The sequence below is a fragment of the Nocardia sp. NPDC004582 genome (assembly GCF_053602115.1).
Genome location: NZ_JBSGCY010000211.1, coordinates 1 through 8,119 on the forward strand (window position 1 = coordinate 1; position 8,119 = coordinate 8,119).

Here is an 8,119-nt window from a genome sequence, read left to right on the forward strand (position 1 = left end):
TACCTCGGCCAGGGCCGCCGCGCCGGCGGCACTGGAGAGGTAGGCGATGTCGTCGCGAGTGAAGGCGTAGCCCACGGGTTTTCGTGGAGTCGGCCAGTTTGGCGGCGGCCCGGCGGCGCAGGCGCACGGTTTCGACCAGGGCCGCGGACCGCTCGCCGTGCCCGCGGCGGATGCGCTCCAGATCCTTCAGGAGCGAGGCGGAGGACAGCGCGAAATCGCCTACCTCGGCCAGGGCCGCCGCGCCGGCGGCACTGGAGAGGTAGGCGATGTCGTCGCGAGTGAAGGCGTAGCCCACGGGTTTTCGTGGAGTCGGCCTACTTGGCGGACGCGCCGGGCTTCACGCCGGTGATCATGGCGTTGTAGAAGAACTGGCGGGGCACCACGTGGCGCAGCACCTTCTCGTCGAGGGCGGAGAACGCCAGCCACGCCTTGTACTGGGCCATGCGGTAGCCGATGGTCAGCTTCTCCTCGGGCACGGCGGCCTCGAAGGTGCGCACCGGCCAGCCCCACAGGGCGGCGGCGAATTCCTCGGTCTTGGCCTGCACCTCGACCGCGCCCGCGCTGCGGGCCATCCGCTCCAGGTCGGAGGGGTCGAAGGTGTGCAGGTCGACGACGGCCTCGAGGGCGGCGGCGCGCGAGGACTCGTCGAGCTCGGACTGCGGGCGACGCCAGCCGCTCAGGAACGGCAGCTTGGTGACCGTGGTGGTGACCTTCCAGGTGACCTGGCCCAGGCGGCGCGCGTAGATATTGCCGATGGTGGTCGGCTCACCGGCGAAGACGAAGCGACCGCCCGGCTTCAGCACGCGCAGGCACTCCTTGAGCGCGAGTTCCACATCCGGGATGTGGTGCAGCACGGCGTGGCCGACGACCAGGTCGAAGGTGTCGTCCTCGTAGGGGATGGTCTCGGCGTCGGCGACGCGGCCGTCGACATCGAGGCCCAGGTTCTGGCCGTTGCGGGTGGCGACCTTGACCATGCCCGGCGACAGGTCCGTGACCGAGCCGCGCTCGGCCACGCCCGCCTGCATCAGGTTCAGCAGGAAGAAGCCGGTGCCGCAGCCGAGTTCGAGGGCCCGCTCGTAGGGCAGCTCGGTGCTGGGCGCGACGGCGTCGAAGCGACCCTTGGCGTATTCGATGCAGCGCTCGTCGTAGGAGATCGACCACTTGTCGTCGTAGGTCTCGGCTTCCCAGTCGTGATACAGGACCTGGGCGAGCTTATTGTCGCTATACGCGGCCTGGACCTCGGCCTCGGTGGCGTGCGGGTTCGGCGCGGGGTCTTCAGGACCAACTGTCATGCAGGCAAGCCTAATGAATAGCCCGGTGAGCGGTGTTATCGGGCCACTGAACGACCGGTGAACGGGGTCGCATCCGGACCGTCGACCAAATAAGAACGTGTTCCAACCTGCTGATCTTCGGTTCCGAACAGGTCAGCCCACTCGCGGCGGGCCCGATCATGACCGTGCGTACCGGCCTCGAAGACCCGTTTCGCGGCCGCGATCGCCGCACCCGGACCACCCGCGAACTGCCCCGCCCAGCGCAGTGCGGCGGCGAACACATCGTCGGGCGCGACCACCTCGTCGACCAGGCCCAGCGCCGCGGCCTCCTCCGGATCCACGAAGCGGCCGCTGTACACCAGATCCTTGGCGTGCGACGGCCCGATCAGCAGGCTCAGGCGGCGAATGCCCGCCAGCGGGATCAGCCCGGCCTTGATCTGCGGCAGGCCCAGTTTCACGTTGTCGCCGATGACGCGGCGATCCGCCGCCAAGGCCAGTTCCAGCCCCGCGCCCAGCGCGTAGCCGCTGATGGCCGCGACCATCGGCTGCGGCAGCCGGGCCAGGCAGCCCAGCGCCGACTGGAAATCCGCCGCCATGGCCCGCGCCTGCTCCGGGGTGAGCCGGGCCAGCTCGGCCAGCTCGTCGCCGGCGCTGAACACCCGCGCGTCGCCGTAGACCACCACGGCCGCGATCGACGCGTCGGCCGCGATCTCCTCGGCGGCGGCCGCCAGCTCGAGCGCCACCTGCAGATCGATCAGATTCATCGGGGGGCGGGCGATGCGGAGCACCGCGACACCCTCTGCCACGCCCCGGTCCACGGTCACGAATTCGGCCACAGCCGACCACCCTACTTCGGGCGGTGGGTATGGTGTCCCTCCGCCCGTGCGGGCGTGCTCGATCGTGGAGTTCTTATGCGTGACATGTGGTGCCCCAGCTGCGATTCGACCCTGCCGGTCGTGGCGAGCCGATGCCCCTTCTGCTCGGCGGAGCGCCCGCCCGAACCCGAACCCGAACAGCCGCCCTCGTATTGGCTGCGGGTGTTCGTGGTGGCGCTGGTCCAGGTCGGGCTGCCGGTCGCGGTCGGAGTCGGGATCCAGGCCCACGTGGTGGCCGCGGCGGCGGCGCTCGGGTTCGCGGTGAGCGCCATGCTGTGGAGCCTGGTGTGGGCCGCGGCCACGCCGCAGCACTGAGCCCGCTGAGCTACTCCGGCCGCTGCGAACCGCGGATGCGGGCGTTCTCCGGCAGTTCCGCGAAATAGCGGTCCGCGTCCGGGAAGGCCAGCGCCGGGCCCTCGGCCTCGGGATCGTAGACCGGCATGATCGGCACGATGGCGCGCTCGGCGGCGAGAATCTCGGCGGTGGAAGCGAATTCGCCCAATGCGGCGAGCTGGGTCCAGGTGGGCGGCAGCAGCACGTCCAGACCCTCGTGCCAGCGGTCGATGGCCTCGGCGGGCGTGCACCAGGTGACGACCTCGGCCTCGGAGGTGGCGCCGTCGGCCAGCTGGCCCTGCGGCAGCACCGCGACGAAGAAGCGGGTGTCGTAGCGGCGCGGCTCGATCACCGGGGTGATCCAGTTGTCCCAGGGGCGCAGCAGGTCGGCGCGCAGCACCAGGTTCTCGCGGGTGAGGAATTCGGCGAAGGACAGTTCGCGGCGTTCCAGCTGCCCGCGCGCCGCGGCGTAGACGGCGGTGTCGGTGACCACGGTGTCGGCGGTCGGACCCGCCAGCAGCACGCCGCATTCCTCGAAGGTCTCGCGCACGGCCGCGCAGACCAGCGCCTGCGCGCGGCCCGCGTCGATGCCGAATCGCTCGGCCCACCAGGCGGCTTCGGGTCCGGCCCAGTCCAGGGCCACCGACGCGTCGGAGGGGTCGACGCCGCCGCCGGGGAAGACGGTCATCCCGCCCGCGAAGGCCATGCCGCCGACCCGGCGCTGCAGGAACACCTCGGGCCCGTGCGCACCGTCGCGCACCAGCATGACCGTGGACGCGTCCTTGACCGGGCGCGCGGCGGGCTGGGATCCGGGCTCTGCAACTGTCTCGCTCACATTTCGCACCATAACCCTTACCCGAGCGAAATAACATCGGCCCGAATTCACTCGGTCACATGGACTGATCCGGTGCGGGTCTCGATGACGGGCGGCCCGGCGGGATCCGGATGCCGGGTCCAGGTGCCCTCGATTCTGCCGGTGCGGTAGTTCTGCACCTGGCTGACCACCGCCCCGGCATCGTCGGTCCAGGTAACCAGGAAGATGCCCGCCTCGATCGGCGCGACGGCGACCGGGGTGCTGGTCCGGCGTCCGGTATCGGCGGCGGTGTAGGTCACGCTGCGCCCGTCGGCGGCGAAGGTGATGGTGCCGCCCGAGCCGGTGTCGTAGGTGAGCTGCACCGTCTTGCCGTTCAGGTCCGCGGGCACCGCGGCCTTGCCGAGGGTCGCCGCGGCGTGCGACTTCGAAACCTGCTGGGGGGCCGGTGGATCGGCCACGCAGCCGGTGGCGGCGAGGGCTACGGCGAGGACCGCGAGCGCGCCGGTGCCCCGGGCCGCGATGGGGCCGACACCCCGGTCTGCGATGGCACCGATGGTCCGGCCCACAGCCAGCTCCCTCCGTCAGCGGCAGTTGCGGACAGTTTGCCCGGCATTGCCGAAGGACGCAATCGCAGCGCGCCGAGGTTCGCGAGACAGGTTGCGGGAGGTCATTTCACGGCATGCGGCTCCGGATCCGAGCCGTTGCCGCGCCGTCCGTCAGCGGTTGCGGTGCCGCCCGAAACGCTGGCTGCGGCGCGCGAAGTAGCGGCCGTCGATGCGGTCGAGCTGGATCGACTGCCGGAACGCCTCGCTCAGGTTCTCCGAGGTGAGCACGTCGGTGAGCAGACCCTGCGCGACCACCGCGCCCTCGTTGAGCAGCAGCCCGTGGGTGAAGCCCGGCGGGATCTCCTCCACGTGGTGGGTGACCAGCACGGTGGCGGGGGCGTCCGGGTCGGCGGCCAGGTCGCCGAGACGCTCGACCAGTTCCTCGCGGCCGCCCAGATCGAGGCCGGCGGCCGGTTCGTCGAGCAGCAGCAGTTCCGGATCGGTCATCAGCGCGCGGGCGATGAGCACGCGCTTGCGCTCGCCTTCCGACAGGGTGCCGTAGGTGCGGTCGGAAAGGTGTTCCGCGCCCAGGCTTTCCAGGATGTCGATGGCCCGGTCGGTGTCCATGTCGTCATAGCGTTCGCGCCAGCGGCCCATGACCGCGTAGCCCGCCGAGACGACGAGATCGGCGACCTTCTCGTCGATCGGCACCCGGCTGGCGATGGCGGCGGAGGAAATACCGATGCGCGGGCGTAGTTCGTTGATGTCGACGCGGCCCAGGGTCTCGCCGAGCAGATTGGCGGTTCCGGAGGTGGGGTGCATCTCGGCGGCGGCCATCCGCAGCAGTGAGGTCTTGCCGGCGCCATTGGGGCCGAGCACGACCCAGCGCTCGTCCAATTCCACCTGCCAGGTGACCGGACCCACCAAGGTATGTCCGGAACGTCGGACGGTGACGTCGCTGAAATCGATGAGCAGATCGGGATCCGGTTGCGGCACGGGGTCCATCTTGGCCCACCACCCTGGACGATCGTCAACGTGGTGGCTGAATCCGGGGCGTGTCCTCTCCGGAAGTGCGGGGACGATAAGCGATTTCACGGGTGCGCGTATCGAATTCCAATAGGTCGCGTTCCGGCTCGCGAATTCCCCGATCCCGGGCATCGGCCCTGGTGGAGCGGAACATGCGTGCCAGGATCAGTGCCACCGGGATCGAGAGCACCGCCCACACGATGAGAACAACCAGCAATGTTGTCATTTCGTGGTTTCCTTTCGAGGAAACTCGTGAATCGATCCTGGACCACCCGGTCGGGGAAGTCGATACGCGCTGCCCATATGGGTCACCGCGCCGACCATTCGGTTTCGCTAGTGCGCCATTCGCGGGCGTCGCCTCCGTGCCATCCGACCTACGGCACCGCGATCACGGTCATCGACCCCGGGGCCACCTCCGTGAACCCGGCGTCGCGCACCGCCACCGCGTCGCCCCGGGCCACCCGCCGTCGCAATTCCGCCCAGTGGCCCGGATCGGCCTCCGCGACGGTGCACCGAAACCCGGTGGCGGCCCACGCATACGCTTGCCGCACCGGTAAGGCGCCTGCCAGCAACATGCTGGCATGCCCTACCTGTGCCGCTGCCTTCCCCACAGTCATACCCAATTCCGAGTCCACCCATAGCACCGGGAATTCCGGATCGATCGCGATGTCCGGTTCCTCGGGCAACTCGGTTCCGCTGATCTGGAGCCGCCGGATCCGCGGATCCACGTCCCCCACCGGACCCGGCACCAGCGCCCGCGCCTGCGCGCCCCCGAAATCGACTGTGACGCCGTCGACTTCCTGCGCCGCCAGCCACTGCGCGCCGCGCGCCCGCCGCGCCACCTTCCGGATGCGCGAGCGCTTCCAGGTCAGGTAGCGCTCCTCCCACTCCCCGCCCGGCCCGACCCGCTCGTCCAGGCACAACGCGACCACCGCGGAGGCGGCGGCCGCCAGCAGCGCCGACCGCGCGGGCGGATCGTGCTTGGGAATGTGCAACACCATCTGCATGGCCTGGACCAGAGCCGGATCGGCGGGATCGCCCCCGCCGCCGTAACCCCTCGCCAGTTCCGCGTGCCTGGCCTCGAAACCGGCATCGACGGTGGATCCAACGCTCGACACAACCACTCCTACAACGACGTTCTAACGCACCGTCAGGTTCACGGTGAACCGCTTGGCGGGCTCCCCGCCCTGTTCCCAGGCCCGCATGTACGCCAGGCTCAGCGTGGTGGAGCCGGGGGCCACGGCCACGAAGTTCAGCACCGACTTGCCGCCGACGCCGACCTTGCCGTCCGGGTTGGGGTCCGGCTCGTACTCCGGTGAACCGTTCTGCTTCACCACGTTCTGGTCCAGCTCACCGGGCTGCCAGCCGAATCCGGTGGTCGGATTGGCCTCGAGGGTGACCACCAGGCCCTGTCCCACGGCCAGACTCACCGTCGTGCCGTCGGCGTCCGCGCCGATCCGCAGCGCCGCGTGCACGGCGGTGGTGCCCGCGGCGCTCGTCGCCGAAAGCGGCTGCGCCTCGTTCGGATTGGTGGTGCCACAGGCGGCCAGCGCGAGGCCGGCCGTCAGCAGCATCAGCGGCATACGCACGCGCACACGGACTCCTTCGGTCGTGACCGGGTTCCCGACCACGGTACCGAGAGCGGAGCTGTGGGTGGCGCAACCGAATTGGACGCGTTGCGGCGACCGGGCCGGCTACCGCGGCAGCGGCACCCGGCGGATCCCGCCGTCGCGGGCGTCGGCGGCCTCGACCTCGTCACGGGTGACGCCCAGGATGAACAGCACCGCGTCCAGGAACGGATGCGACAGCGCGGCGTCGGCGACCTCGCGCAGCGCGGGCTTGGCGTTGAACGCGATGCCCAGTCCGGCGGCGTTGAGCATGTCGATGTCGTTGGCGCCGTCGCCGACCGCGACGGTCTGCTCCATGGCCACGCCCGTCTCGGCCGCGAACCGGCGCAGCGCAACGGCTTTCGCGGCCCGGTCCACGATCTCGCCGGTGACCGCGCCGGTCAGCTTGCCGTCCCGGATCTCGAGGGTGTTGGCCTGCACGAAGTCCAGTTCCAGTTCGTGCGCGAGCGGCTCGATGACCTGACGGAAGCCGCCGGACACCACACCGCAGCGGAAGCCCAGGCGGCGCAGGGTGCGAATGGTGGTGCGGGCGCCGGGGGTGAGCTCGATGCGCTCGGCGACCTCGTCGATGACCGAGGCGTCCAGCCCGGCCAGGGTGGCCACGCGCTGGCGCAGCGATTCGGAGAAGTCGATCTCGCCGCGCATGGCGGCCTCGGTGACCGCGCGGACCTCGTCCTCGACACCGGCGTGCGCGGCCAGCATCTCGATGACCTCGCCCTGGATCAGGGTGGAGTCCACGTCGAACACGATGAGCCGCTTGGCCCGTCGCGCCAGCCCGGCCTTCTCGACCGCGACGTCCACGCTCTCCTTGGCGGCCACCGCCGACAGCGCGGTGCGCAGCTCGGTCTCGGTGTCCGCGTCGGCGGCGGGCACGGTCACCAGCAGTTCCAGACCGGTCACCGGGTAGTCGGCGATGCCGCGAATGGAGTCGATGTTCACGCCCTGCGCGGCCAGCTTGCGCGCGATGGCGCTGAAGGCGCGGGCGGTGACCGGCGAACCCAGCACCACGACCGCATGGGTGGACAGCTTGGCGCCCGACACGGCGCTCGCCCCGATCTCCACGTCCACGTCCATGCCGATCGACGCCATGGCGTCCTCGAGCTGATCCTGCAGCGACTCGGGATCGGTGGGACACGACACCAGCACGCCCAGGGTGAGGCGGCCCCGGATGACGACCTGCTCCACATCCAGCAGGCTGACCCCGTTATTGGCCAGCGCGGCCAGTAGCACCGACGTGACGCCCGGCTTGTCGGGTCCGGTGACCGTGACCAGAACCGTCGTGTCAGACGCGCTCAATCGATGACTCCTTGTCCCTGCGACAACGTGGCCCGCCCGACATGCGGCGGCAGCTCATTCTGTCAGGTCGGCGTCGGCGGGACCGCGCCGACGTCCGCCCACGGTGGCGGGCATCACGTCGGCGGCGCTCAGCGTCCGTCGCGTTCCCCCGCGACCGGGTCCGGTCGCCGCCGGGTCAGTCGCCCTCCCGCCCGAGCAGGCGGGCGGCGCCGGACCCGAGTTCGCGCAGGATCTCGGCGACCGGCCGCACCGCGGTGACCAGCCCGACCCCCTGCCCCGCGTCGACCGGAGCGATGCGCGGATCGTCGGCGGCATTGGCGGCGGCCAGCTC

10 protein-coding genes and 2 pseudogenes are annotated in these 8,119 nt (G+C 70.5%); 1 reads left to right on the forward strand and 11 read right to left on the reverse strand.

Going from position 1 to position 8,119, the window contains the following annotated elements:
* The 3 genes and pseudogenes from ACWELJ_RS32170 to ACWELJ_RS32180 all read right to left on the reverse strand — a co-directional run.
* Nucleotides 1-295: pseudogene (locus ACWELJ_RS32170) on the reverse strand (hypothetical protein); the annotation flags it as partial.
* Between the two features lie 19 nt (nt 296-314).
* Complete coding sequence (locus tag ACWELJ_RS32175; protein ID WP_379101513.1) at nt 315-1,292, reverse strand: class I SAM-dependent methyltransferase; 978 nt, start codon at nt 1,290-1,292, stop codon at nt 315-317.
* Between the two features lie 35 nt (nt 1,293-1,327).
* Nucleotides 1,328-2,107 (reverse strand): enoyl-CoA hydratase-related protein, encoded by a 780-nt coding sequence (locus ACWELJ_RS32180; protein ID WP_452369848.1) that lies wholly within the window; start codon nt 2,105-2,107, stop codon nt 1,328-1,330.
* A 75-nt stretch (nt 2,108-2,182) separates the two neighbouring features.
* Here ACWELJ_RS32180 and ACWELJ_RS32185 point away from each other — a divergent pair, with 75 nt between their 5' ends.
* A complete protein-coding gene (locus ACWELJ_RS32185; protein ID WP_452369849.1) occupies nt 2,183-2,461 on the forward strand; it encodes a hypothetical protein in 279 nt (92 codons plus the stop codon).
* 10 nt (nt 2,462-2,471) lie between these two features.
* Here the strand turns inward: ACWELJ_RS32185 and ACWELJ_RS32190 are convergent, their stop codons facing one another.
* The 8 genes and pseudogenes from ACWELJ_RS32190 to ACWELJ_RS32225 all read right to left on the reverse strand — a co-directional run.
* Nucleotides 2,472-3,245: an NUDIX hydrolase gene (locus ACWELJ_RS32190; RefSeq protein ID WP_452369855.1), complete on the reverse strand. Its 774-nt coding sequence runs from the start codon at nt 3,243-3,245 to the stop codon at nt 2,472-2,474.
* A gap of 116 nt (nt 3,246-3,361) precedes the next feature.
* The gene (locus ACWELJ_RS32195; protein WP_452369850.1) at nt 3,362-3,859 is read right to left on the reverse strand and encodes a MoaF-related domain-containing protein; all 498 of its coding nucleotides are present in this window, start codon (nt 3,857-3,859) and stop codon (nt 3,362-3,364) included.
* Between the two features lie 150 nt (nt 3,860-4,009).
* Nucleotides 4,010-4,843, reverse strand: a complete 834-nt coding sequence (locus tag ACWELJ_RS32200; RefSeq protein ID WP_452369851.1) for an ABC transporter ATP-binding protein — start codon at nt 4,841-4,843, stop codon at nt 4,010-4,012.
* Nucleotides 4,844-4,868: 25 nt separating this feature from the next.
* Nucleotides 4,869-5,090 (reverse strand): hypothetical protein, encoded by a 222-nt coding sequence (locus ACWELJ_RS32205; protein ID WP_452369852.1) that lies wholly within the window; start codon nt 5,088-5,090, stop codon nt 4,869-4,871.
* A gap of 148 nt (nt 5,091-5,238) precedes the next feature.
* Entirely contained in the window at nt 5,239-5,982 is a 744-nt protein-coding gene (locus tag ACWELJ_RS32210; protein WP_452369853.1) for a peptidyl-tRNA hydrolase, read from the reverse strand.
* A gap of 21 nt (nt 5,983-6,003) precedes the next feature.
* The gene (locus ACWELJ_RS32215; RefSeq protein ID WP_452369856.1) at nt 6,004-6,447 is read right to left on the reverse strand and encodes a protease inhibitor I42 family protein; all 444 of its coding nucleotides are present in this window, start codon (nt 6,445-6,447) and stop codon (nt 6,004-6,006) included.
* Nucleotides 6,448-6,558: 111 nt separating this feature from the next.
* A complete protein-coding gene (serB, locus tag ACWELJ_RS32220; protein ID WP_452369854.1) occupies nt 6,559-7,788 on the reverse strand; it encodes a phosphoserine phosphatase SerB in 1,230 nt (409 codons plus the stop codon).
* Nucleotides 7,789-7,963: 175 nt separating this feature from the next.
* Nucleotides 7,964-8,119 (reverse strand): annotated as a pseudogene (locus ACWELJ_RS32225) (nitronate monooxygenase); the annotation flags it as partial.

Coding starts and splice junctions, on each gene's coding strand:
- ACWELJ_RS32205 (WP_452369852.1), bottom strand. CDS start 5,090: ATGACAACATTGCTGGTTGTTCTCATCGTGTGGGCGGTGCTCTCGATC.
- ACWELJ_RS32215 (WP_452369856.1), bottom strand. CDS start 6,447: ATGCCGCTGATGCTGCTGACGGCCGGCCTCGCGCTGGCCGCCTGTGGC.
- ACWELJ_RS32200 (WP_452369851.1), bottom strand. CDS start 4,843: ATGGACCCCGTGCCGCAACCGGATCCCGATCTGCTCATCGATTTCAGC.
- ACWELJ_RS32190 (WP_452369855.1), bottom strand. CDS start 3,245: ATGCTGGTGCGCGACGGTGCGCACGGGCCCGAGGTGTTCCTGCAGCGC.
- ACWELJ_RS32175 (WP_379101513.1), bottom strand. CDS start 1,292: ATGACAGTTGGTCCTGAAGACCCCGCGCCGAACCCGCACGCCACCGAG.
- ACWELJ_RS32185 (WP_452369849.1), top strand. CDS start 2,183: ATGCGTGACATGTGGTGCCCCAGCTGCGATTCGACCCTGCCGGTCGTG.